The following is a 23,587-nucleotide window of genomic DNA, read 5'->3' on the forward strand; positions in this document are numbered from 1 at the left end:
ATTTTTTGATCAAACATACTTTACAGCGCCTTTTGGCCTCGCCTACAGTCGGCGCCAGATGTTTCACCGCAAGGTGAAAGGGACTGCGAGCCGCCAGGGTCGCCAAGCCATGCTGCCAGTCGGCGCAACCGGCTTACCAGCCAGGAGATTGAAGATGCGTCGCGTCGCCAAGCGGATATCGCAGACATCCGCCAAAAGCTTCGGCATGTATGATAAGGCATCACGCCTTGCCGGCGAGGATCTCATTCATCTCGAGGTCGGCAGGCCGCACGCCGACACGCCCGCCCACATCAAGCAGGCGACGATCGCGGCGCTCAATGCGGGCAAGGTCCATTATTCGGATCCGCGCGGCACGCTGGAACTGCGCGAAACCCTGGCTGCCAAGCTCACACGGCAGAACGGCATCAAGGCAGGCCCGCAGGATGTGCTGGTAACCAACGGCGTCACCCACGCCGCCTTTGTCGCCTTCATGGCGATGTTCGATCCGGGTGACGAGGTCATCCTGCTGCAGCCGCATTATCCGCAGCATGTCGGCAAGATCGAGCTGGCCGGTGCGGTGCCGGTGTTTGCGACGCTCGACGCGAACGACAACTACACCATCCATGCCGCTGCCATCGAAGCCAGGGTCACCTCGCGCACCCGTGCGATCGTTCTGGTCAACCCGTCGAACCCGACCGGACGCGTCTACAGCCGCGCCGAGCTCCAGGCGCTCGCCGAGGTGGCGATCCGCCATGATCTCATCGTCATCGCCGACGAAGTCTACGAGGACATCGTCTATGACGGCGCCCGGCATATCAGCATCGCCGCGCTGGACGGCATGCAGGACCGCACGGTGACGATGTTCGCCTTCACCAAGTCCTACGCCATGGACGGCTGGCGGATCGGCTATCTGGCGGCGCCACAATGGCTGATGCCGGCGCTGCTCAAGATCGCCATGAACGACGTCACCCACGTCAACACCTTTATCCAGGATGGCGCCCGCGCCGCGGTCGACGGACCGGTATCCGTGCTCGAAGGGCTTGTCGCGGATGACCGCAGCAAGCGCGACTTCGTGGTGCGCTCGCTCAACCAGATGCCGGGCGTGCGCTGCGCGCTGCCGCAAGGTACGATCTATGCCTTTCCCGATATCAGCGAGACCGGCATCCCGTCGCAGGAACTCGCCGACAGGATCCTGCAGGAAGCCCATGTGGTGGTGGAAGCGGGCAGCTTCTACGGCGAGGCCGGCGAAGGTCATCTGCGCATCTGCTTCGGCTCGGAATCGAGCGAGCGGCTGGAAGAAGGGATGAAGCGGCTGACGGCCTTTTTCAACGGCCTGTGATGGCAAGGCCGACGCGCAAGGCAAGCGCGATTTCGGGCAAGATTGGCAGCGTGTCCGTATGGATCAGTCTTCGCTGGTCCCGGCCTTCGCCGTGCGCGCCTCCCTCACGGCGCAGCAGGGCCCGGGCAGCAACGTTTATGCACGCTCAACCCACGCAGGCTACCGGGCGTTTTGTCGAAACCATGCATCGCATCCGGCAGCGCATGATCGTGTGGTCCGATCACGACGATGGTCTCATCCTTCGAACCGCTTGACATTCAATCCGCCGCTCATATTGTTAGTCTATCTAATTATTAGATTGTCTAATCTTTTGATATCCGACCGGATTCAAGACGAGGCATGACCATGAGCGATGGTGCCGACAACGAGGCGCAGATCAGGCGACAGATCGAAGCCTGGGCAGCGGCGGTGCGCCGCAAGGACATGGCCGCGATCCTGCGCGACCATGCCGACGATTTCGTCATGTTCGACGTGCCGCCGCCGCTGTCGTGCACCGGCCTTGAAGCCTACCGGGCAACCTGGCCATTGTTCTTCGAGGCTTCGCCCACGCCTCCGGTGTTCGACATTCGCGAACTCGACATCACCGCAGGCTCCGACGTCGCTTTCGCGGTCGCCCTGATGCGCTGCGTCGTCGTCGAAAACGGGCAGGCCAGCGACCTGGATTTCCGCCTGACCATCGGCCTGCGCAAGATCGGGGGCAGATGGCTCTTCATGCACGAACACCATTCGATCCCGGCTGCGAGCTAGGGTGTTTCCGCCTTGCTTCGGATTGCGGAAACATTCCAGCTCTCTGTTCTTGCACAATGCCGGACGCAAAACCGCTGACACTTTTGCTGGAAATGCTCTGGTGCGGCGGCGCGATGTCGGAGGGTTATCGTGCACGGACAGCCAGTTGCCCGGGCGTCCTGCCGACGAAGCGCTGCAACGATCGCGTCATGTGCGCCTGATCGGAATAGCCGGCGATGTCGACGGCGTCGAGGATCGACACTCCGGCCGACAGCAGGTCGACCGTGCGCTCCGCGCGCTCGATCTGACGTACCGTTCCATAGCTCAATCCGGTTGCACGCAGGAAGCGCCGCTGCACCGAACGCTCGGTGATGGCGACAGGCTCGCGCAGCAGCGTCTGCTGCACGACCTGATCGCGGACCAGCGCACCGTCGCGGACGAGGTGTTCGACGAAATCGAAGGCATTGTCGAAGTTCGGGATTTCCCAACTTCTCCCGGCAAAGGCGACCCTGCTTGCCGAAACGACATCAAGTTCGCGTCCGACATTGACCAGTGCGTCGAGCGCGACAGCGGGCATGAATGCGCCGAGCTTGAACTCAATGCCGAGGAACTCCGCGTCCTGCGGTATTCCGGTCACGTTCGTCGTCGTCTCCGGTCCACGCACGACCGTCATCGGGCGGCCATTCGAAGGCCTGACGACGACGATCTGCCAGTGCGGCAGTGCAACCGACAGCATGTTCTCTTCGGGCACGCTCCACGTCCGCCAGATTCGTTCGACGAAGTCCGACGGCTCCGTGCGGCTTTCAACCGAGAAGATCCTGGTTGCCCACTCCATCGCCTGAACCTACTCCGTCTGCCAACGGCTGCAAAGCGAGCACCCGGCTTGCAGGACAAGGAGACCTCACTGTCGCTTTCTTTCAAGACCCGGCCCACAGGTCGTCGTAGCTCTTGCCCACATTCAACAGGAGACGATCATGACCAGCAAAATCATCGCAACCCAATACATCTCCGTCGACGGCGTCATCCAGGATCCCGTCGGCATGGAAGGCTCCGGTCTGGGCGACTGGACCGGTCCTTTCAGCCGCGGCCCCAAGGGAGACCGGTTCAAACATCAGGAACTGATGAATGCCGAAGCGCTCATCCTCGGCCGTGCGACCTATGACGGCTTTGCCGCCGTCTGGCCGACGGTCAACGACCCCGAGGGCTTTGCCGAGCGTATCAACGCCATGCCCAAATTCGTGGCAAGCCGCACGCTGAAAACCGCCGACTGGAACAATTCCACGCTGATTGCCGGTAACCTCGTCGACGCGGCGACGTCAATCAGAGCCCAGGCAAGGGGCGATGTCCTGATCTATGGGAGCGCTTCGATCATCCATCAGCTGGCCCCGCATGGCCTGATCGACGAATACCGCCTGATGGTGTACCCGACCGTCCTCGGGCGCGGCATCCGTCTGTTTCCCGAAAACCACGCGCAAGGACTTGCGCTGGTCGAAAACGAACAGTTCGGCGACGGCATCACCTTGCTGCGATACGTCAAGGCATAGCTCCACCGCTCGAGGAGACCCGAGGAACGGCGCCGCGCGATCAGGTCCTTGTGAGATCGCCGGGAAGTGCCGAGGCAGTCAGCCCCGCGATGAACTGCGGCAGATCGGAAACCGCGATCGACAGGACGGGCTCGTCGATGCCTGGCCTGAATATCTCGACGGTGCTGACCTCCATCGTCGATGCCTTGGGATCGACGACGCCAATGATCGTCCAGTTCTTGTGTCGGGTGTTCGCGAAATGATCGAACATGTCGGACATCGGGCGTCTTCCGGGTAAGGGCAGCAGCAACGGAGCTACGGCAGCAAAAGGGCCAAAGTAGGGTTGATCCATCGTCGCGAACGGCAGCGAGAAAACTCGGCAGGGCCAATGCGATTGGATCAGGGAGAGAGAAGCTGGCGCGCCGCGTCGAGCGAAGATGAAAACTATGTCTACTCCATAGCCCTCCAAATCAACGCTCGTTTCTAGATCATCGAATAATAAATGAGGTTGAGGCCATTATAGATCACGTGAAGGGTCACGGCCGGCCAGATGGAGCCTGACAGGCGGAACATCGCACCAAAGAAGAGCCCCATCACAAACGCATCGACAAAGATGACGCTCGGCCCGTGAATAGCGGCGAACATGAGCGAACTGCCCACTACCGCGACCCATGATCCGTATTTTTGGAGAGCGCTCTGGACCACCCCGCGAAACACCAGTTCCTCGCCAATCGGCCCCAAGACCGCGCTCGTGAACAACAATAGCAGCATCCCCGCGAGGCCACCGTTTGCCGCAGCTTGAAAATCCGCTTGTGTGTTCGCTTCGGAGATAAAATGGAAATAGACCGCTTCGACGATGAAGATCAGGCCGAAGCCCACCACGCCAAGCGCTGTGCTGATCGCTATCCACTTGAGCGTCGTCGGACGAAAGCCGAATGCCCCCCAGTTTCGAACACGGTAGAGATACGCGCCGAGCAATCCAGCGAGGCCGAGCGCAAAGTTCGCTGCACCGGCGATGTTGACGCGGAAGACGGACTTGTCGTCGGGCTGGAGCAGCATCCAGTAGCCAAGAAAGCCAATGCCGAGAATATAAACACCAACAGCGATCACGATCTCCGGCCATCCGGGTTGCGCGATCATTCGTGTCTGGGCAGGTCGAATATCAGTCATTGGGCAGCCACAAATCCACCAATTCCTCCACTGTCACGGCCGTTATTTCTATCAGTTTAGCATTGTGGACGGCTGGTGCCGAAAGCTGCGCTGGCAATCCAATGTCCCTTGGCGCGAAGCGGTGATAGGCGGCGACATCGTGCCGTGGGACAATCGACGGCTGCCCGCATGCTGAGGCGCACGCCATATTCGCTCTCGGCCCTTGATATCCTGATGACCGATAGCAGACTGGAGAAGCTCCTGACCGAAGCCGTCGAGGCCGCACATGGCCGAGCAATCAAACTGCGCTGAAGAACGGCCAGCAAATCGGCGTCATTTCCTGTCGCGCAAAGTCTGGTGCCGGGAATAGCTAGGTGCGGCTGAGGTTGATCTGACTGATAACGACGTTTTTTCCCGTTGCCGGATCCTTGTCGATGGTCGTCAGGCGCATGCGGTCATTCCCGAGCTTTTCCAACCTCAGTTGCGCAGCACGGTCGCCGTTGACTTCCTTGGCCCAGCGAATGCCCAGGACCAATGCATCGCCTGCACGGTTGCCACGCAGACCAGCGGGTCCGGTGCGGGAACCGGTGTATACCCCCGTATAGGTTTTTCCATCGGTCTTGACGTCGGCGCCGATCGCCCGGGAAAAGACGACATATCCGGTGCACTTGCCATTCAGTGACAACGAGCTTGCCGTCGCACGCGACGAAAATTTGCAGTTGATCTTGATAGGCTGGGACCCTGTCTCGGTTGTGACCGAGCCCCGGCCACCCCAACTCCCGGCCAGTGATTGGAGAAAATCTGCGTCCGTGGCATGCGCGGGCCCTGCAAGACAAAGCATTCCCGCCGCCAGCCAGCCTGTGCATTTTGTCATGGGTTGATCCTCCTTTGAGTCAGCGGCGTTTCCCGCATTCCAGACCGTCGTTCGAGAGATCGAGCCGGGGGCGACGACCCTGCGGATTATTCTCGAAAACGGGCCGGATACGGTATCGTTCCGCTATTTATGTGTGGGCTGACGCATACCCCAAGAGGGTTCTCAGGACCGCGGGGGGCCGCGCCGGACAGAGCGCCTTCGGGGATCAGGCCCTGTCGCACCGGCTTTGAAAAACATGCGGTTCTTCCGCTGCAGCACAAACTGCCAAATGGCAAACGCTGGCAGCGGCTGCATCATTTCCAAGTTGGCCGAATTCTTCAAGAACCGAGCCTCTCTCCGGCTCAAGCTAGGTCCGCAAACTCAGCGTGACAGGCAAGTCACCTTCGCGGACATTGGAGACGACCATGACAATTCTCATCACCGGCGCGACCGGCAAGATCGCGCAGCACCTCATTCCATCGCTTCTCGATCAAGGCCAGCCTTTGCGTGCAATGGTTCGTTCGCCCGACAAGGCGGCAACATTTGCAAAGCAGGGCGCAAGGACCGTCATTGCCAGCTTCGAAGATGCGATATCGCTCGACAAGGCCTTTGCCGGCGTCGAGACGCTTCTTTTCCTGACGCCGCCGCACGAGCGGGCTTCCACATGGGCAAGCGCGGGGCTGGCGGCGGCAAAACGGGCGGGCGTCAAGCGGATCGTACGGATCTCGGCCCTTCTCGCCGGTGCCGACGGCCCATCGGACAACAACAGACAACACGGCAGGACCGACGACGAGCTTCGCGCCAGTGGCATTGCGAGTGTTATCCTGCGGCCTCACTTCTTCATGCAGAATCTGTTGGCGGACGTGCCAAGCCTGCAGGCGCGAGACACCCTCTACGCAGCCGCGGGCAATGCCAAGCTCAGCATGATCGACACGCGCGACATTGCCGACGTCGCCAGGTCCGCCCTGCTCAGTCCGGCATGGGATGGCAACACCTATGATCTTACCGGGCCGGCTTCGGTTTCCTTCCATGAAATCGCCGAAGAACTGTCCGAACAGCTCGGCCGCGAGATCCGATATATGCCGGTCTCGCCCGAAGCTCTTGCGCAGAGCATTCGCGATATGGGCTTGGACGAGTGGTTTGCCCAAGGCTATCACGATTACCTCGAGGCCTATTCGCGTGGCTGGGGCGATTTCACCACAGACGCTGTCCAGGCAATTTCAGGCAAGCAGGCCAGAACGTTCAGGCAGTTCGCCCGGGAAATGCTCGTTCCCGAACTGTTCAAGAACACCCAGGCGGCCTGAAGCGCCGCGCGTCCGTTTGGACGCGCAAAGGTCGCTCCAGCACCTTGATTTTACGCATGGCGGGTGGCGTACGCCACCGCTGCCTTTGCGAAATTCGGCTGGGGTCCCAGCATTGGGCTCCAGCATGCATGCCGTGGAGGCGGCACCGGAGTGTTGGGATGCCAGCCAGAAGGCTATGCATCCGTCTCAGTTTCCGCCTTTCTTCGTGCCGAGGTTGTTGGCCGCGAACGCCGGATACTTTTCTGTTTTTTCGGCTTAACGTCACGCGGCTTGTCGTCCGACAGTGCTCCGACGACGCAGTCGGCGAGACTGAACGCAATGAAGTCAGCCTCCAATCGTTCGGCGAGTTGGTTCTCATCGAACGGCTTTTCGCTTCCGGGCGATGTCCATAGGACGAGACCGATGCGAGAGTGAGGAGCCAATCGCCTCAGACGGCGCACCGCGAACCTGGAATACTTCAGGGAGTCGGGATTCAAGAAACCGATGACGATGGAATTGCGCCCTTCCAGCGGCAGGCTGCGCATTCTGGCTGCAACGAGATCGCGGTGGCCCACCGCCTCGCATTCGGCCCCTTCGACGGACATGACCTGCACCAGTATCACGGCTGCAACGTCGTCGAGTTCACCATGCCCCCCGATGCAGAGTACCGATTTGCCGGAACCGTCCGGCAGATCGACATCGAACTCGTCTTCTTTTTCGTCCGCCTTGCCTGGAGTTTTGCTATCCTTGTCGTCGTCCTCGCGATCCTGCTCGTCCTCGTCTTCCTCCTCTGCTGCGATCTCGTTCAAGTTGGCTACGACTTCGCGCGCATTTTCGGCGAGATCTGCCAGTTGGCTCTTTGTCAGTGCTCCCCGGGCCCGATCCTGTTCGCCAAGCAACAGTGCCGGTATGCTGACGGCACTGTGATACTCGATCAGGTATTTGTCCTCGAGCATTTGCTCGGCATTGTCGGTGGCCTCATCAAGATCATCCGCCAGCAGGCGCTGATACAGGCGTTCGTGAGGATCAAGCACCGGCTCATCGCCAAGCAGGATCTGAAGGAACTCGAACTGAGGCACGTGTCGGCCCAGTACGACGAGGCACACCGTCAACGGCGTTGAAAGCACTAATCCTATCGGGCCCCAAAGCCACGCCCAAAACACCGCCGCAACGATGATCGCAAGAGGCGACAGCCCGGTGCGGGAGCCGTACAACCAGGGCTCGATAACATTGTTGCTCAAGAGCTCAAGCAAGATGAACAATCCCGCCGTCCAGATCAGCAACGACCAGCCGGGAGCCACCGCGATCGCCAGGAACAAGGGAATGACTGCCGCAATTACCGGCCCGATATAGGGAACGAAGCGGAAGACGATGGCGAGCATGCCCCACAACAAGGCGTTGGGAATGCCGAGAAGCCACAGGCCTGCCGCCAGTGGTACGCCATAGGTGATGTTCACCACCAGTTGCATCAGAAGGTATTTGCCGACGCGGCTGCCCGCGTCCTGCAAAGCTTGCGTGGTTCGGTGAAGATCGCTGTAGCCGACAAGGCGGATGAAGCGATCGCGCAGCTCTTCGCGCTCGAGCAGCATGAAGATCACGATGACGATCACCAGGCCTGTTGTAGCCAAGGGGCCGACCAATGGTTCAATAATGTTCCGCAACGTCTCGATAGGTCGCTGGGGCGAAAATATCTGAACCAGCAGCGGACGCTGCTCGCCGTGGAGTTGCGGGTTCGCTGGAGTTGCCGAGGAAGCCGATTCATTGATTTCGGTGTTGACGCGCTCGAACACGCGCCCGAGGCGGCTGATGACGCCATCTTCCGAGCCGGTCTCTTTCAAGACCCTTATCTTCTCCACGATGTTCGATTGGTATTTCGGGATATCCTGAGCGACCTGGCTGACCTGCGCCGCAACGATGAGACTGAAGATCGATATGGCCGCGAAGGCGAATGCAACCGCTCCAATCACGGCCGCCAGACGCGGCAGCTTCATTTTCCGGAGAAAGGAGACGATCGGAGCCAGTGCGAATGTCAGCAGCACCGCGATTGCCAGAGGAAGCAGCAGTTCCTTCGCTACATAGAGAACGACTATCGCCGCGATCATCGTCGCGGAGGTCGCGAGCCTGGCGGTCATGTAGGAGGATGAAATCATGGGGTCGAGCTTCGATCCGAGGGTGCGTGAGCCATTCCTAACATGAAACGGGCAGCGGACTGTACCATCGGCATAGGTTGCCAGTTGGACGCAGGCGTAAGGTCTATCGAATTTACCTCCTTCCTCCGAAGGGATGAATTCGTTTGAACGAACTGCCGGATCGTCCGTTCTCAGCTAGCCGGATAATTTCGGTGTGGCTCACAAATGAGGAAGTCCCATGAAGCCTTTCGCGAAACCCGTTTCCATTTTTGTCGGTCTTGGATTTCCACGCGATGTCGAAACCGTCGACGAGGCCTTTGAAATCCTCAACGAATGGGTCGGTTCGCGAAGCCCTACCCACGAGCAGGCTCTTGCCGCAGCCCGCACCGCGCTCACCGAAGGTAATGTGGCTGTCGCGCGGCTTGCGTTCGAGGCTTTCGCCAGGAAAACAGGCATCCTCGCCCCCGACGCACTGGAACTGGCAGCTGCCAAGGCTGCCGACGAGTGGCTGACTGCTTGATCCGAGCTTGGGCAGCGTGCCCGAGAGGCCGCCTGCAAAGGCACACAGTCTGCGACCCTTGCGTAGCGTGGAGGACGATCGGCGGTATTTGGCGCACCCGACAGGATTCGAACCTGTGACCCCTGCCTTCGGAGGGCAGTACTCTATCCAGCTGAGCTACGGGTGCTTCCGGGATCGCGAGATCCAGAAACGAACCAGCCCGTTGGAGCCGGTCACCGGCTTCATAGACGAAGCCGTGTCCTGCTTCAATGCAGAAAAGGGAAAGACCTTGCCTTCTATGGCGCGGGGTCATCTGTTCGGCGTCGGGGTCAGGTCCTCGAAGGCCAGCCCGAACCGCAGAAGATATTTGCGCAGCCTGTCGGCGTCGTTGCCGCTCGTCTTCTGAAGGCGCGAAACGGCAAAGAGCTCGCGGCCGGCCGCGCTGACCGAAGCGCTTTCGCGGCAGACCTCGATCACCGCCGCCAGTTGCGCACGGTCGAACAGGTCGATCGCCTCGAGGCGTTCCGCGCCGAGGATCGTCTGCAGCATCCGGTCCGGCGATGCGTCGCCCTCGCCCGACACCCATAGCTGCCTGAGGCGGCCGATCTCGTCGCGAACGGTCTGCTCGTTGATGCGCCCTTCCGGCGCCAGCGTCGCCATGCGGGTCACCGATGCCGAGAGATCGCGAAAATTCGCCCGCCAGGCGGCGTCCGGCGCCATCGCGAAGGCGAGATAAAGGTCGCGGGCCTCCCTGTTGAAGGTCACGTTCTGCCCTTCGCGTTCGGAAAACCGCCTGAGTTCGAAGTCAAGATTCGGCTCGATGTCTTCGCGGCGATCCTTCAGGGCCGGAAGCCTGAACGTCCACAGGTTGAGACGGGCGAACAGATCTTCCCGGAAACGCCCTTCCCTGACCGCAACGGAAAGATCCCTGTTGGTGCCGGCCAGCAACTGGAAGTCCGAAGCGACATCCTGGTCGGCGCCGACCGGGAGGAAACGCTTTTCCTCGATCGCCCGCAGGCACATGGCTTGTTCGTCAGGACCAAGCTCGCCGATCTCGTCGAGAAACAGCACCCCCTTGTCCGCCGCCTTCATCAGGCCGGCGCGAGCGGCCTGCGCGCCGGTGAAGGCGCCTTTCACATGGCCGAACAAGGTGGACATCGCCTGGTCGCCGCGCAGCGTCGCGCAATTGACTTCGACAAAGGCGCCGCTGACCTGGTGCTGGGCTTTCTTGAGCTCGTAGACGCGCCGGGCAAGCTGCGACTTGCCGGCTCCGGTCGGGCCTGTCAGAAGCACCGGCGCACGCGAGCGGATCGCGACCTTCTCGATCTGGTCGATCATGGCGTTGAAGGATGGATTGCGGGTGGCGATGCCCGACTTAAGAAAGGATGCGGCATCCTCACGCTCGGCGGCGAAGCGCGTCGCGATCGCGTCGTAGCGCGAGAGATCGAGATCGATGATCGAATGGCTGCCGGCGACACTGCCGCCTTCGCCACGATCCTTCGGCGGCGAGAGCTGCAGCAGCCGCGCCGGGATGAAATGCGCCTCGGTGAGCAGGAACCAGCAGATCTGGGCGACATGTGTGCCGGTGGTGATGTTGACGAGATAATCCTCGCGGTCCGGATCGAACGCATAGCCGCGGGCAAATGCGTGCAGGCTGGTGTAGACCTCGCTGAAATCCCACGGATCCTTGAAGTCGATCACATGCGACCGCACCTCGGTCGCCGGGGAGACGTCGCCAATGTCGGCCGTTACCTGTGCTGCCAGCCCCGCGGCCGATCCGGTGCCGTGGATCAGTTCGAGCCTGTCGATGAAGAGATCGGGCTGCTGGCAGAGCGCTACGGTCGGCCGCCAGCGCTGCCAGCGCCCGCCTCGCCCCATATCCAGCGTGGTCCCTAGAAAACCGATGGCGACCCGACGACGCATTTCTTATCCAAGAATCTAAGCTCTTATCCATTGTTATCATATACCGAAAATCAGCTCAATCACCTCACGCCGGGCGGCGAGTCGGGGTGAATTTTTTTATGGCAGCAAAATCAATCCATTATGAAGAATTTTCGCCTCCGCTTGGTTCATGGCACGCAAGTTGGCACGCAACTTGGAATGTAGATGGCGTGAACAGAAGGAACGAAAACAATGGCAAACAAATCCGTGTTTGCGACGATCAAGGGAAAGCTGCTCCCGCGTGCTGACGCCATGAACCATGCCGGTGCCCAGGCCTATGCCCTGACACCGCACCAGGCTCTGGCGCAGCTGGCATCGACGGGAACGATGAACGCGACCTTCTATGCCGAGCCGCGGGAGCAGCTGGACGAGGTGCTGAAGCTGGCCTGGCAGGTCGAGCCGGAATTCCTGGCGAAGACCGCCGTGCATGCCTACGAGACCGGCTACATGAAGGACATGCCGGCGCTGCTGCTGGCCGTGCTCTCCATGATGCAGGGCGACGCCTTCGAACGTGCCTTCGTGCGGGTCGTGAAGAACGGGCGCATGCTGCGCAATTTCGTGCAGGTCATGCGCTCCGGCGCGGTCGGACGCAAGTCGCTTGGAACGCGGCCGAAGCGGCTCGTGCTCAACTGGCTCGAGCGTGCCTCGGACCTCGAGATCATGCGGGCTGCCGTCGGCAATGACCCTTCGCTGGCCGATGTCGTGAAGATGATGCATCCGAAGCCGGTTTCGGCCTCGCGTGCGGCGCTGTACGGCTACCTGATCGGCAAGCCGCACGACGTGCTGGCGCTGCCGGATCTGGTGAAGGCCTTCGAAGCCTTCAAGCGCGATCCGTCGCTGCCGGTGCCCGAAGTGCCGTTCCAGATGCTGACCTCGATGCAGCTGACGAAGGCGCATTGGGTGCAGATCGCGGAGACGGCAGGATGGCAGATGCTGCGGCAGAACCTCAACACCTTTGCCCGCAACGGCGTGTTCGAGGTGGAGGGTTTCGCCGAGAAACTGGCGGCACGGCTGCGTGATCCGATGGAGGTGAAGCGCGCCCGCGTCTTCCCCTACCAGTTGATGGTTGCGTTCAACAGTGTCGATGCCGGGGTGCCGGACGTCGTGCGGGATGCATTGCAGGACGCGATGGAAGTAGCGCTCGGCAATGTGCCCGAGGTGAACGGCCATGTCGTGGTGGCGCCCGACGTGTCGGGCTCGATGAGCTCGCCCGTGACCGGCCACCGCAAGGGGTCGACCTCGGTCGTGCGCTGCATCGACGTGGCTGCCCTGGTGGCAGCGGCGCTGCTGCGGCGCAACCCGACGGCGAAGGTGTTGCCGTTCGAGAACGATGTGGTGGACGTCCGCCTCAACGCTCGCGACTCGGTGATGACCAACGCGCAGAAGCTTGCCGCGGTCGGCGGAGGCGGAACCAACTGCTCGGCTCCGCTCGCCCGCCTGGTCAAGGAGCGCGCCAGGGTCGACCTCGTGGTGTTCGTGTCGGACAACCAGTCCTGGGTGGATGGGACATCCCATCCGCATCAGGGCCATCCGCATCAAGGAACGGCGACGATGCAGGAATGGCGCAAGCTCAAGGCGTTGAACCCTGGGGCAAAGCTGGTCTGCATCGACATCCAGCCCTACACCACGGTGCAGGCCAAGCCGGAAGCCGACATCCTGAATGTCGGCGGGTTCTCCGACCGGGTCTTCGAGGTGGTCGGGACAATGCTCTCCTCGAAGGGCGATCCGGACCATTGGGTCCGCCATATCGAGGCGACCGAACTTTAAAGGAAACGCTCCAACGACGATCCCGGCGGATGACCCGCCGGGATCAATGAACGGAGATATCGAGAAAGGCATGACGAATGCCGATGGAACTACAGGCTGTTACCCTCCAGGTCGCGGGTTCGAATCCCGCCGGATCCACCAGACACGGGTCCGTAGCTCAGTGGTTAGAGCAGGTGCCGATCCGAACGGACCGGCGACGTTTCATCATTCTTGTCGTCATGACCCTCGAGTTTTGAAAGGCCTGGAAAGACGCGGCGAATGCCGGACGGAACTACAGCACTCATCGGGCAATCCGCGAGGTTCGACTCCTCGCCTTGCAGGCGCTCTCTGGCACGAGCGGGATCCCGGAGTTTCGTCCATCCTTGTCGCCGCGGCAACAAATATCCGGCGAATGCTGGCAGGACTACAGGTAGCGCGCCCGTCGCAAGACGGGAGGTCGGATGTTCAAATCATCCCTTCGCCTTCGGGCGGAGTGGCGCAGCAGAAACGGTCTTGCCGATCTCGTCGCCGGTGCGGCGAATGCCTGCGGGACTACAGGGATAGAGCGCCTGCCTTGAGAAAGGCGGGAGGTCGGGTGTTCAATCCACCCCTTTCCGGATCCTCCGAAAAGTAGCTCAGTACCGTCTCGCAAATCTTGTCGCCGTATTCGCGGGGAAGACGAATGAATGCAGGACTACATTGGGATTGGCGGTTCGAATCCGCCCGGCGGCTTCCGCCGAATTGTCCTGCAGTGACTTGTCGCCTTCCCGGCCGAATGGCGGATGCAGGCCAGACTCGCGCATGACCCCGAAAATCGGAACCGATTTTCGGAAAGGATCATGCGCCAAATCAAAGTGTTAGAGCGTCCTTTGCGCATCCAAGTGGACGCGCGGCGCTCTAAGGTAGACGCGACCTGCGCAGGCAGGTGTCGAAAGACGTGAAGGTTCGTGTCCTTCCTTCGCACCAGTTGCGAAGTGGCGGAACAAGTCTTGCCGATCCTGGCCGCTATTCGGCCATTGTGATCGATTGAAGGGAATGAGGTTATGGTAGACGTATTGAGTGGACAGGATCTGATCGACGCCGGGCTGGCCCAGGGCAAGTGGTTTGGCAAAGCGCTGACTGCTGCCAATGCCGTGCTCGAACGCGGCGGCTCGATGGACGAGGCGATGCAGGTGGCGCAGGGCTTCGCGCCGCCGCCGGTGGCGGCCCTGCATCCTGCCGGTTCGGTGCCTTTCCATGTGAACATCGAAGCGGAAACGCCCGAGGAAGCCGCCAATGTCGAGGCGGTGAGCAGGAGCATGACGGAGCTGATGCGCACGCCTGTCATCAAGGCCGGCGCGATCATGCCCGATGCGTGCCCTGCCGGCCCATCCGGCACGATCCCGGTCGGTGGCGTGGCGATCTCCGAGGCCATCCACCCCGGCATGCATTCGGCCGACATCTGCTGCTCGATGGCGATCTCGACCTTTCCGGGGGTAGCGCCAGCCGCGCTGCTCGATGCCGTCCACGCCGTGACGCATTTTGGTCCGGGCGGGCGGCCGCGTGGCCAGCAGGTACGGCCGCCGAAGGATGTTGCCGAGCGCATCGACGCCAACCCGTTGCTGCGAGACATCATGAGCGCCGCGATCGAGCATTTCGGCACACAGGGAGACGGCAACCATTTCGCCTTCGTCGGCACGATCAGGTCGACGGGAGAAACGGCGCTCGTGACCCATCATGGATCGCGAGCGCCGGGCGCCAGGCTCTACAGCAAGGGCATGAAGATCGCCGAGGGCTATCGCAAGCAGCTCTCGCCCGAGACGCTGCCCCAGAACGCCTGGATCCCGGCTGACACAAGCGAGGGCGAGGATTATTGGGAAGCCCTGCAGACGATCCGCGCCTGGACGAAGGCCAACCACGAGCTGATCCATGACATGGCGGCCGAACGTCTGTCGGCCAAGGTCGCGGACCGGTTCTGGAACGAGCACAACTTCGTCTTCAGGCGTTCCGACGGGCTGTTCTACCACGGCAAGGGTGCGACGCCGGCCTTCGACAACTGGGCCGATGACGCGACGGAGCTGACGCTGATTCCGCTCAACATGGCGGAGCCGGTGCTGATCGCCCGCGGAAAGAACGCGCCGAACGGGCTGGGCTTCTCGCCACACGGTGCCGGGCGCAACTTCTCGCGCACCCAGCACCGCAGGCAGAAGGCGGGACGGACGAACGAAGAGATCTTCGCTGAAGAGACCAAGGGCATCGATGCCCGCTTCTTCTGCGGCGTGACCGACATCTCCGAACTGCCCAGCGCCTACAAGAACGCTGCGGCGGTCCGCCGGCAGATCGAACAGTACGATCTCGCCGAGATCGTCGACGAGGTGCTACCCTATGGCTGCATCATGGCCGGTGACTGGGAAGCCGACGCGCCCTGGCGCAGGAAGAAGCAGCGTTCGTAGAACGGTTGCCGGGATGCACGGTGTCCGGTGAATGCCCGCGGAACTAAAGGGATGGAGCGCCTGCCGTGCTCGGACTCGGCGGCTCCATGGATGAGGCGAGCAGGTGGCGCGGGGCTTCGCGCCACCGCCGGCGGTTGCCCTGCATCCTGTCGGCGCGCTGGATGGCTCAAGCGATATCTACACCCAGTTGCCCTGACGCATGATCGCTTGGCGAGTGCCGTCCTTGTGGACACCGTGCACGTCGATCGAAGCGGAGCCAATCATGAGATCGAGATGAATCAGGCTGTTGTTCAGGCGCTGGTCTGGCTGCCCTTGACGCGAGTCAGGACGCACGCAGTTGCTGTACGCTCTTCCCAGCGCAACATGACTTGCTGCGTTTTCATCCAGCAACGTGTTGAAAAACACTCGGCGGCTTCGCGCAACGGGAGCAATTTCGGGCACCAGCGCAACCTCCCCCAGCCTTCTGGCGCCCTCGTCTGTACCGAGAATTGCCGAAAGCGCCGACGAACCAACGCGCGCCGCGCTATCAACCACGCGCCCAGCCTCAAAGCGCAGTTTGATACCTTCGATCAACGAGCCTTGATAAGCCAACGGCTTGGAACATTCGAAAAAGCCGTCTACGCGATCTTTGTCGGGCGCCGTGTAGACCTCGTCGGTCGGGATATTGGGGGTGCAAGTAACCCCATTGGCACATTTCATCGAGCCGCCCTGCCAGACATGTTGGTCCGCCAGCCCGATGGTGAGATCCGTACCATCACCGACAAAGTGCAGGGCGTCGTAGTTCCGTGCATTCAACCAGTCGGTTTTCTCTTGCAGGGCAACGTTGTGTGCATGCCAGGTAGCCCTCGGATTGGGCTGATCTAGCCGGGCTGCCGTGAAAATCTCTTCCGCCAGGAGCGCGACCGCCCGATCGACCTGTTCACCAGGAAACACAAAACTGGCCCATGCCGGGGTGGGATAGGCCGCCAGACACCAATTGACGGCAAACGTGCTGATGATTTTCTGCGCCGCGGAATAGGCCTGCAGCCTCGACTGGTTTGCACGGCCGACTTTCGCTGCATCCTGCTCGACGAGAAGACCGGGATCTTGTCCCCAGATCAGGAGTCGGGCTGCTCCGCTTGCGTTTGCCTTGGCAACGCCGTCCCACAGCCAAGCGTTGGATACATCGAGACTGTCGTCGGACGCGGCCGCAAGCCGCAGCAGCGACAATTTTTCATCTTCAAACAGTGGCGTCACCAGGCTGACACCCGCGCGATAGGCGTGCCTTGCCACCTGTCGAACGAACGGCGCAGCCTCGACTGGCGCGGTGATGATCAGCTGTTGGCCGGGGTGAAGGTTAAGGCCAACAAGGACAATGAGTTCGGCGTATCGATCCATCTGGAAATGCAGATTGATCGTCTCCAGCCCCACTCGATCATCGTCACGCGCGCGCTGGAACATGGCTGCCTCTCACGGATCTTCGATGTTCAGATGATCGCCATGTTCTCCTGATCGCGGTTGCTAACAAGATGAATTTTTACGTCTATGCGTTGCCGTTTCGGCAAGATACCGACGAAAACAAACCTGGAGCGTTTCCGCGTTTCCGTGAAAAACGGCAACGCTCTAGGATCGCTGATAACGTGCGGCTTGCTGCTTGAGAATCGCAGCCAGTTCCAAGCCGGCATTTGAGAGCTCGCGGTCCTTGCTCCTGCAGATCTTGACAGCAGGGGCACGGATCAGAAACTCGCTGATCGGGATCGTGGTCAGCATACCCCGCTCGATATCCTCTTCAACCGATGCCTGTGTCAGTATCGTGGTGCCGCTGCCTGCACGCGCAAAACCTCTCAGGGCCTCGATCGAATTGCTCACCACAGAAGGGCGGAACTCGACATCGGAAGCTCTCGCGGCTGTGTCTACGACATGCCTGATGCCAAAACTGCTGTCCGGAAGCGCAATCGGCCAACGGGTGAGGTCCGGCAAAGTCAAAAGTTGATGTGTGGCAGCGACGTGGCCCGGAGACATCACGGCGAAAAGTGGCGCGGGAAATTGTGCGGCGACCGTAATCCGGCTGTTTCGCGGCGGATCGAACGTGATTCCGATATCGGCTTCGTCCTCCAGGAGCGCAGCAAGGACCTCATCAGAACTCGCCACGACGACATCTGCCGTAACGGCAGGATACTTTTGATGAAAAAGAGCCAGCGTCGGGCTTATGAAATCTTTGATCATCCCTTCGATCGACCAGACCTTGACGTGTCCACGTCGCAGGCCGAGCAAATCGTCTATTCCAGACCGTGCCTGGTCACGATGACTGAGTATGGCGCGGGCGTGCTCGAAGAGTATCTCTCCGGCGGCGGTCAATTTCATCCCGCGCGTCTGACGCTCGAACAGGCTGACACTGAATTCTTCCTCAAGCTGGGCAATCTGGCGGCTGATGGCCGAGGTGGCAACGTGGAGCCGCTCGGAAGCTTCCCGGATCGAGCCGTATCGAGCGACTTTCTCGAAATAGCGAAAGCGAGTGAGTGACATTGTCGGCTCTCCAATGCCATTTCGGCAACGATCCTGTGCAAATATTGACATAGTTAGATCGGCGCGCCTATGGGAGTAAAGAGGCCGGCGCCGAAGGGCGCATCATCGTCGACGCTGCGGCGACTGTGCTCTTTTGGATCTGTGCAACAATGTCACCAAGAACACGCACCGGGTCGTCTCCAGGGCAAGACGGTGCTGGTGAATGCGAAATTGGAGGGTAACGTGACTCATCCGCAAGAACAGATACTGCTGGCTCCCGCTACCTTGCCGGCGCCGGCTGGATACAGCCACATCGCCATCGTGCCAGCGAAGGCAAATCTAGCCTTCATATCTGGGCAAGTACCATTGAACAGCGACGGAGAGCTCATCGGCGGCCAGAATTTTGAAGAGCAGGCGATCCAGGTCTTTCGTAATATTGGGGCCGCCCTCGAAGCCATCGGGAGTGATTTCCGGCACGTGGTGAAATTCGGCATGTTTGTCACCGATATGGCTAACCTGCCGACCTTGCGATCCGTACGTGATCGATTCATCGTCGGTGAAGCACCCCCGACAAGCACCCTGGTTGAGGTCAGCAGGTTCTTTCGCCCGGATATCCTGGTCGAGATTGAAGCGATAGCTCTATGTCCCGGCGCGCGGTAAACGCCTGCGACTGAGATGATATCTGGACCGAAGACGTACAGAACCCCGCCAGATGCTTCGTCTTTCTATTGAACGGCCGCGTTCTGTTTGGCCCGGCCGGTCGGCCGGGCGGCGCGCGCACGCTCCGATGCGGCCTTCCGCCCGAGATGCACATCGTGGATGTCGGCCACCAGCGAACGGATCGAGTCCTGCAGGCTCGATGGCAGCGCCGAGAACTGCTGCCACATCTTCCAGTCGGATGGGTCGAGAAGCCGGGCTGAGGCTTGGTTCCGGCCGACCGCACCTTTGCGCACACGTGTGGTTATGTTCGACAGCCTCGCATGCTCGGAGAAGAAATAGTCGATCGGCACGCCGAGATATGCAGCACAGCGCTGCAGCATGGCCGGAGAGATGCGGTTACGGCCGCGTTCGTATTTCTGCAGCTGTTGGTAGGAAACGCCGATATGGGTCGCCAGCTCCATCTGGGTGACGTTGCGGAGCTGGCGCAGGCCGAGCAGTCGCGCCGCGATGTCGGCGGTTTCCGTATGATGCATCTGCTTCCCCTTCGGTGGATATTCCGGCGCCTCGACGATGCACGTCATCGGCTCAGTGTCAGATAGAGTTTCGGTAGAAGGTCGGTCAGCCGCTCGACCGCCGCGATGGTTATGGCGTTGCGCTGGCCGAAGATGCGGCCGAGATAGGAGTCGGCGTTCGAATCCAGGCCGACGCAGAACGTGTCGATGCCGAAACGATTGAGATGGTGTACCGCCTTGCGGGCATCCTCGACCAGATACTGGCGGTCCTCGACGTCGATGTCCGACGGCTCGCCGTCGGTGACGACGAGCAGCAGGCGGCGGTAGCTGCGCTCGCGGGCAAGGTCGGCGCCGGCATGGCGCATGGCGGCGCCGATGCGGGTGGAGAGCCCGCTCTCCAGGCCATCCAGCCGGGCATCGACAAGATCGTCGTAGCCACGGTCGAAATCCTTGATGCGAACGTAACGCACGTCGTCGCGCTTGTCAGAGCAGAAGGCGGCGATGGCGAAGGGATCGCCCAGTCCGGCCATAGCCCTGGCCAGCAGGGCCGCCGACTGGCGCTCGACATCGAGCACCGTACGCGTCGAGCCACGCATCTTCTCGGCGGTCGACTGCGAGATGTCGAGCAGCAGCAGCACCGACAGGTCGCGGCTGCGCCGCTCATAGCGGCCATGGATGCGGTGATCGGCGGCCTCGCCGATGCGGCGGGCGACCGTCGCCTCGATGCAGGCGTCGATGTCGAGGAACTCGCCTTCCGGCTGGCGACGCAGGCGTTCGGCGCGGCTGACACGGGCGGAGCGGATCAGCGCCGCCACCCGCGCGACGAGATCGGCATGCTCTTCGACAAGCCGCGCCGCCGGACCATTGGCGACGGCTTTCGGCGCGTATTCCTTGACCGAGGTCCATTCGGGCTGCTCGCGGGCGGCGACATAGTCGTATTCGGGATAGCGAGCGACGAGCACGCCGTCCTGCGCCTGCTCGATCACCTCGACGCGCCCGCCGGTATCGCCCATCTCGGTTTCGGTGCGATCGGGCGGACGGCTGTCGTCCTGCTCTTGCCGGATACGCGCCGAAGACAGCACCTGTTCGGCCTCCGACGATTGCTGCTGGTCGTCGTCGCCGAAATCCCAGAGGCCGAGATTGTCGTCGCGGTAGGGCGGCTGCACGACATAGTTCTTCGGGTCGAACTGCACGCGCATCTGGCCCAGATCGTTGCCGAGCAAATCGCCGATGCGGCGGCTGATCTGCTGGCTGCCCCAGTCCGCTTCGGCCTCGAAGAAGGCACGACGGCCCTTCTGAACCCAGGGGTCGGGATCGTCATAGGCCGGATCGGCGAGCGCCCGCGCCAGCCGCGCGAACAGGCCGGGCGCAGTGGCGGTGCCGGATGCTTCCGCCACATGGAAGGGTGTGAACAGGCGACGCAGCCCCGGAAGCTCGCGCATCGCCAGTTGCTCGACCCTGGCGTCTTCGATCAGCGACACCAGCGCGATCTGGGCCGGTTTCAGCCCGCCGACCGGAAAGCGTTCACGCGAGAACTTCAAGTGGGCGCCGATATGGGCGACGGCGGCACGGTAGAGCTTCTCGCTGTCGCTGCCCGAAAAGCCCGGATAGGCGGCGGGCAGCCTGACGACGCTGCCGTCGAAGCCCGGCCGTCGCCTGGCCTGCTCCGGCGCATTGGCCGGCGTCTCGCGCATCGGTGGCGTCTCGCCCCAGAGGGCGGCCAGATAAGGTTTCAGCCGCGCTTCGAGGTCGAGGAAACCGACCTCGCCGCTTTCGCGCAGCAGCCAGCGCCGTGCATTGGGGTCTTCCAGCGTGAAGAAACGCAGGCGCCGCTCCGGCTCGCCATTGTTCGAGCGCAGGCCGATCCTGATCCAGGAGGCCAGCGCGCGCACGTCGAGGCGCGCGGTCAGGCTGGCGGTCTGATCGAGCAGGGCGCCGGCCGATTCCGGCGCCTGATCGCCGACCTGTTCGATGAGCCGCAACCATTCCTGCAGCGAGGCCGCATCGGTATAGCGTTTTGCCGCAACGATCGCCGCGGCCGGTGCCAGCGACGCCGCCCGACGGCCGGCCCGGATCGCCAGGCCCGACACAATCGCGGCCAGCGCGATCGCCGCCTGCGGCGAGGCGAGGCGTGCGAGTTCGGGCGAGTGCCGCAGATAGCTGTCGGTGACGACATCGCCGTAACCGGCGCCGACGAGACGGCGGCAGACATCACCCCAGGATTGGTAGAGATCGCCCGGGAAGGCGGATCGGATGGCCTCGTCCGACTGCATGATCGTCTTCTGCTCAGCGATCATCGCCGTCAGAGGCAGGCCGCGATTGCAGCGGTGAGGGCGTCGCGCATGTCGGCATCGTCGGTGATCGGTAGCACCAGCGCCACCTCGCAGGCCTGGTCGAGCGCGATGCCGCCGGCGACGAGCTGGCCGGCATTGATCAGCATGCGCGTCGAAGCACCCTCCTCCAGCCCGTGGCCTTTCAGATTGCGCGAGCGCTGCGCGATGCGCACCAGCGTTTCGGCGACAGGCCGGTTCACGCCGGCTTCCGAGGCCACGATCTCCGCCTCGATCGCAGCGTCAGGATAGGTGAAGGCAATCGCCGCGAAACGCTGCTTGGTCGATTCCTTCAGGTCCTTGAGCACGCTCTGGTAGCCGGGGTTGTAGGAGATGACGAGCTGGAAATCGGGATGCGCCTTCAAGACCTCGTTCTTCTTTTCCAGCGGCAGGATGCGGCGGTCGTCGGTCAGCGAGTGGATGACGACGGTGGTGTCCTGTCTGGCCTCGACGATCTCGTCGAGGTAGCAGATGGCGCCGGAGCGCACGGCTAAAGTCAGCGGGCCGTCATGCCAGACGGTGCCGTCGGCATCGAGCAGATAGCGCCCGACGAGGTCGGACGCGGTCATGTCCTCATGACAGGAAACGGTGACCAGCGGGCGCTTGAGCCGCCAGGCCATGTGTTCGACGAAACGCGTCTTGCCGCAGCCGGTCGGCCCCTTGAGCATGACAGGCATGCGCGCGCCATAGGCGGCCTGGAACAGCGCGACCTCGTGCCCGACGGAGCGGTAATAGGGTTCCCGGTCGATCCTGAAATCGTCGAGTGCAGGATCGTGAGCCGATTTGGCGCCGCTGGTGCTGTGCATTTCCAACCTCGATGCGAATGCTGTTCAATTTCTCACCCACGTTCTTCCCTCGAAGAGACGCCGGATGAGCCGCCATGGAGAGTGCTCTGAGAAGATTCGACGCCAAAACGTGCCGCGGCCCCTCGCCTGCCGCGACACGCCAGTGGCCGCGCCGTTCAGCGGTGCGCCGCCACCTTGTTCGGGATGCCTTCGATCGGGCTTTCCGGCGTGCCGACCGTCTGACGGGTCATCGCCTCGACCTTTTCGCGCGTGCCTTCAGGATCGGTGATCCACTGATGGTAGAAGTTGTACGGGCACACGGCATGGCCGCGGGTGTCGTCACCGGAGTTGATCAGGCCGGTGTAACCGCGGTGCAGCAGCTTGAAGAGGTGGTTCTGCGACTGCATGTTGCGGCGCGCGTCGCGCAGCAGCGAGGTCGAGAGCTGCGCATACTGGATGCCGTTCTCCTCTGTACCGCATTCGCCGAGCGTGCGGCCGTCGAAGCCGATGATCGCCGAATGACCGAAGTAGGAATAGACGCCGTCGAAGCCGGAGGCGTTGGCGACCGCAACATAGACGTTGTTGGCCCAGGCCATCGATTTCGAGATCAACACCTGCTGTTCCTTAGCCGGATACATATAACCCTGGCAGCGGATGATCAGCTCGGCCCCGCGCATGGCGCAGTCGCGCCAGATTTCGGGATAGTTGCCGTCGTCGCAGATGATGAGCGAGATCTTCAGGCCCTTGGGACCATCCGAGACATAGGTGCAGTCGCCGGGGTACCAGCCCTCGATCGGCACCCAGGGCATGATCTTGCGATACTTCTGCACGATCTCGCCCTTGTCGTTCATCAGGATCAGCGTGTTGTAGGGCGCCTTGTTGGGGTGCTCCTCATGGCGCTCGCCGGTCAGCGAGAACACGCCCCAGACCCGCGCCTTCTTGCAGGCTTCGGCGAAGATCCTGGTTTCCTCGCCCGGAATGGCCGAGGCGGTCTCGTACATTTCCTTCTGGTCGTACATGATGCCGTGCGTGGAATATTCCGGGAAGATCACAAGATCCATGCCAGGCAGGCCACGCTTCATGCCTTCCACCATGTCGGCGATCTTGCGGGCATTGGCGAGCACTTCTTCGCGTGTATGCAGCCGCGGCATCTTGTAGTTGACGACGGCAACACCGACGGTGTCGTTGCTGCTCGAAATATCGCCATGGTACATTTT

At 61.7% G+C, this 23,587-nt stretch carries 21 protein-coding genes and 2 tRNA genes; 10 read left to right on the top strand and 13 right to left on the bottom strand.

Annotated elements, in window-relative coordinates; translation table 11 throughout:
- Window positions 1-154: 154 nt before the first annotated feature.
- Together C1M53_RS08955 and C1M53_RS08960 are read left to right on the top strand one after the other, a co-directional pair.
- The gene (locus C1M53_RS08955; RefSeq protein ID WP_129411928.1) at window positions 155-1,318 is read left to right on the top strand and encodes a pyridoxal phosphate-dependent aminotransferase; all 1,164 of its coding nucleotides are present in this window, start codon (window positions 155-157) and stop codon (window positions 1,316-1,318) included.
- A gap of 339 nt (window positions 1,319-1,657) precedes the next feature.
- The gene (locus tag C1M53_RS08960; protein ID WP_207213084.1) at window positions 1,658-2,065 is read left to right on the top strand and encodes a nuclear transport factor 2 family protein; all 408 of its coding nucleotides are present in this window, start codon (window positions 1,658-1,660) and stop codon (window positions 2,063-2,065) included.
- A gap of 124 nt (window positions 2,066-2,189) precedes the next feature.
- Here C1M53_RS08960 and C1M53_RS08965 read toward each other — a convergent pair whose 3' ends face one another.
- Window positions 2,190-2,879, bottom strand: coding sequence for a helix-turn-helix domain-containing protein (locus tag C1M53_RS08965; RefSeq protein WP_129411929.1), 690 nt, complete (start codon window positions 2,877-2,879; stop codon window positions 2,190-2,192).
- 139 nt (window positions 2,880-3,018) lie between these two features.
- Here C1M53_RS08965 and C1M53_RS08970 point away from each other — a divergent pair, with 139 nt between their 5' ends.
- Entirely contained in the window at window positions 3,019-3,588 is a 570-nt protein-coding gene (locus C1M53_RS08970) for a dihydrofolate reductase family protein (protein ID WP_129411930.1), read from the top strand.
- 40 nt (window positions 3,589-3,628) lie between these two features.
- Here the strand turns inward: C1M53_RS08970 and C1M53_RS08975 are convergent, their stop codons facing one another.
- Both C1M53_RS08975 and C1M53_RS08980 read right to left on the bottom strand, forming a co-directional pair.
- On the bottom strand, window positions 3,629-3,847 hold the full coding sequence (locus C1M53_RS08975; protein ID WP_129411931.1) for a hypothetical protein: 219 nt from the start codon (window positions 3,845-3,847) through the stop codon (window positions 3,629-3,631).
- Between the two features lie 203 nt (window positions 3,848-4,050).
- Complete coding sequence (locus C1M53_RS08980) at window positions 4,051-4,707, bottom strand: CPBP family intramembrane glutamic endopeptidase (protein ID WP_129411932.1); 657 nt, start codon at window positions 4,705-4,707, stop codon at window positions 4,051-4,053.
- A 174-nt stretch (window positions 4,708-4,881) separates the two neighbouring features.
- Here C1M53_RS08980 and C1M53_RS31675 point away from each other — a divergent pair, with 174 nt between their 5' ends.
- Window positions 4,882-5,028, top strand: coding sequence for a hypothetical protein (locus C1M53_RS31675; RefSeq protein ID WP_165358102.1), 147 nt, complete (start codon window positions 4,882-4,884; stop codon window positions 5,026-5,028).
- A 58-nt stretch (window positions 5,029-5,086) separates the two neighbouring features.
- On the opposite strand, the gene C1M53_RS08985 is transcribed toward C1M53_RS31675, so the two are convergent.
- Complete coding sequence (locus C1M53_RS08985) at window positions 5,087-5,557, bottom strand: hypothetical protein (protein WP_245488495.1); 471 nt, start codon at window positions 5,555-5,557, stop codon at window positions 5,087-5,089.
- Window positions 5,558-5,994: 437 nt separating this feature from the next.
- On the opposite strand from C1M53_RS08985, the gene C1M53_RS08990 reads away from it, so the two are divergent.
- The gene (locus tag C1M53_RS08990) at window positions 5,995-6,873 is read left to right on the top strand and encodes an SDR family oxidoreductase (protein ID WP_129411934.1); all 879 of its coding nucleotides are present in this window, start codon (window positions 5,995-5,997) and stop codon (window positions 6,871-6,873) included.
- A 173-nt stretch (window positions 6,874-7,046) separates the two neighbouring features.
- On the opposite strand, the gene C1M53_RS08995 is transcribed toward C1M53_RS08990, so the two are convergent.
- On the bottom strand, window positions 7,047-9,002 hold the full coding sequence (locus tag C1M53_RS08995; protein ID WP_129411935.1) for an AI-2E family transporter: 1,956 nt from the start codon (window positions 9,000-9,002) through the stop codon (window positions 7,047-7,049).
- Between the two features lie 217 nt (window positions 9,003-9,219).
- On the opposite strand from C1M53_RS08995, the gene C1M53_RS09000 reads away from it, so the two are divergent.
- Window positions 9,220-9,501, top strand: a complete 282-nt coding sequence (locus tag C1M53_RS09000) for a DUF982 domain-containing protein (protein ID WP_129411936.1) — start codon at window positions 9,220-9,222, stop codon at window positions 9,499-9,501.
- Between the two features lie 89 nt (window positions 9,502-9,590).
- Here the strand turns inward: C1M53_RS09000 and C1M53_RS09005 are convergent.
- Together C1M53_RS09005 and rtcR are read right to left on the bottom strand one after the other, a co-directional pair.
- Window positions 9,591-9,667 (bottom strand) — tRNA-Arg (locus tag C1M53_RS09005).
- A gap of 122 nt (window positions 9,668-9,789) precedes the next feature.
- The gene (gene rtcR, locus C1M53_RS09010; RefSeq protein WP_129411937.1) at window positions 9,790-11,403 is read right to left on the bottom strand and encodes an RNA repair transcriptional activator RtcR; all 1,614 of its coding nucleotides are present in this window, start codon (window positions 11,401-11,403) and stop codon (window positions 9,790-9,792) included.
- Between the two features lie 210 nt (window positions 11,404-11,613).
- Here rtcR and C1M53_RS09015 point away from each other — a divergent pair, with 210 nt between their 5' ends.
- The 3 genes from C1M53_RS09015 (at window position 11,614) to C1M53_RS09020 (ending at window position 15,599) form a co-directional block, all read left to right on the top strand.
- A complete protein-coding gene (locus C1M53_RS09015; protein ID WP_129411938.1) occupies window positions 11,614-13,188 on the top strand; it encodes a TROVE domain-containing protein in 1,575 nt (524 codons plus the stop codon).
- Between the two features lie 636 nt (window positions 13,189-13,824).
- Window positions 13,825-13,899, top strand: a tRNA-Cys gene (locus tag C1M53_RS31680).
- A gap of 311 nt (window positions 13,900-14,210) precedes the next feature.
- Entirely contained in the window at window positions 14,211-15,599 is a 1,389-nt protein-coding gene (locus C1M53_RS09020; protein WP_207213085.1) for an RtcB family protein, read from the top strand.
- Window positions 15,600-15,776: 177 nt separating this feature from the next.
- Here the strand turns inward: C1M53_RS09020 and C1M53_RS09025 are convergent, their stop codons facing one another.
- Together C1M53_RS09025 and C1M53_RS09030 are read right to left on the bottom strand one after the other, a co-directional pair.
- On the bottom strand, window positions 15,777-16,976 hold the full coding sequence (locus C1M53_RS09025; RefSeq protein WP_207213123.1) for an aminopeptidase: 1,200 nt from the start codon (window positions 16,974-16,976) through the stop codon (window positions 15,777-15,779).
- A gap of 225 nt (window positions 16,977-17,201) precedes the next feature.
- Window positions 17,202-18,104 carry a LysR family transcriptional regulator gene (locus tag C1M53_RS09030; RefSeq protein ID WP_165358103.1) on the bottom strand — a complete coding sequence of 301 codons (903 nt, stop codon included), beginning with the start codon at window positions 18,102-18,104 and terminating at the stop codon, window positions 17,202-17,204.
- A gap of 222 nt (window positions 18,105-18,326) precedes the next feature.
- On the opposite strand from C1M53_RS09030, the gene C1M53_RS09035 reads away from it, so the two are divergent.
- The gene (locus tag C1M53_RS09035) at window positions 18,327-18,743 is read left to right on the top strand and encodes a RidA family protein (RefSeq protein ID WP_207213086.1); all 417 of its coding nucleotides are present in this window, start codon (window positions 18,327-18,329) and stop codon (window positions 18,741-18,743) included.
- 65 nt (window positions 18,744-18,808) lie between these two features.
- Here the strand turns inward: C1M53_RS09035 and C1M53_RS09040 are convergent, their stop codons facing one another.
- The 4 genes from C1M53_RS09040 to C1M53_RS09055 form a co-directional block, all read right to left on the bottom strand.
- Window positions 18,809-19,276 carry a helix-turn-helix transcriptional regulator gene (locus C1M53_RS09040; protein WP_129411942.1) on the bottom strand — a complete coding sequence of 156 codons (468 nt, stop codon included), beginning with the start codon at window positions 19,274-19,276 and terminating at the stop codon, window positions 18,809-18,811.
- Between the two features lie 44 nt (window positions 19,277-19,320).
- Window positions 19,321-21,528: a VWA domain-containing protein gene (locus C1M53_RS09045; protein WP_165358104.1), complete on the bottom strand. Its 2,208-nt coding sequence runs from the start codon at window positions 21,526-21,528 to the stop codon at window positions 19,321-19,323.
- 29 nt (window positions 21,529-21,557) lie between these two features.
- Window positions 21,558-22,391, bottom strand: a complete 834-nt coding sequence (locus tag C1M53_RS09050) for a CbbQ/NirQ/NorQ/GpvN family protein (RefSeq protein ID WP_129411944.1) — start codon at window positions 22,389-22,391, stop codon at window positions 21,558-21,560.
- Window positions 22,392-22,546: 155 nt separating this feature from the next.
- Window positions 22,547-23,584, bottom strand: coding sequence for an aliphatic amidase (locus C1M53_RS09055; RefSeq protein ID WP_129411945.1), 1,038 nt, complete (start codon window positions 23,582-23,584; stop codon window positions 22,547-22,549).
- Window positions 23,585-23,587: the final 3 nt, after the last annotated feature.

It is taken from the genome of Mesorhizobium sp. Pch-S, assembly GCF_004136315.1.
GTDB lineage: Bacteria > Pseudomonadota > Alphaproteobacteria > Rhizobiales > Rhizobiaceae > Mesorhizobium.